A 667-nucleotide genomic window follows, 5' to 3' on the forward strand; every position below is an offset into this window, starting at 1 on the left:
AGGAAGGCGGTGACGAAGGCGGTCCACAGCTTCATGACCGTGGTGCGGGCCATGGCCCCTCACTTTCGGGTTGGGCGATTTGCGTACTTTCCTCATCATGTGTATGAGGCTCGCGAAGTGGTGGACCGACGCCCGTGGCGCGGCGATGTTCAGATGAACACCACTCGAATGGGCTCAAAGGGGAAGGAAACCCTCGAGAAGGGAGAAAGTGGGGTGAGTGTCACGGCGAGTGAGAGCGTGGTCACCCTCCGGTCGGAACAGCCTCTTCCGCTTCTATGGCGCAATTCCGGGCGGAAGTTGAGCCCCGGGCGCAGGTCACCGATCGATATCGGTCGGTGTGTATAGTCGGGCGCCAGAGGTCCCCTACGTCAACGAAAGACGAGGTCGCGCGGTGAAGAAGCTTCTCCTGGTCGCACTGGCCGCCATCGGCGGGCTCCTCGTGTACCGCCAGATCCAGGCGGATCGCGCCGAGCAGGACCTGTGGACGGAGGCGACCGACTCCGTGCCCACGGGTTCCTGACCACCGACAAGCCCTTCCGGGCACTGGGCTCAGCCTGAGCACCCGGAACAGTCTGAACAGACCCCGGCCGCCGACGCGGTCGGGGTTTCGTGTGTGGACGGTGAGGACGCCTGGGTAAGGGGGCCCGCGTGAGGTGGTGTCGTTCCT

Annotated in this window: 1 protein-coding gene; it reads left to right on the plus strand. The window is 64.3% G+C overall.

Features of this window, described 5'->3' with window-relative positions; all coding sequences use genetic code 11:
- Positions 1 to 391 precede the first annotated feature (391 nt).
- Positions 392 to 520, plus strand: a complete 129-nt coding sequence (locus tag CCN42_RS40895; RefSeq protein WP_003999697.1) for a DLW-39 family protein — start codon at positions 392 to 394, stop codon at positions 518 to 520.
- Positions 521 to 667: the final 147 nt, after the last annotated feature.

It is taken from the genome of Streptomyces glaucescens, from assembly GCF_002154375.1.
In the GTDB taxonomy this organism is placed as follows: Bacteria; Actinomycetota; Actinomycetes; order Streptomycetales; family Streptomycetaceae; genus Streptomyces; species Streptomyces glaucescens.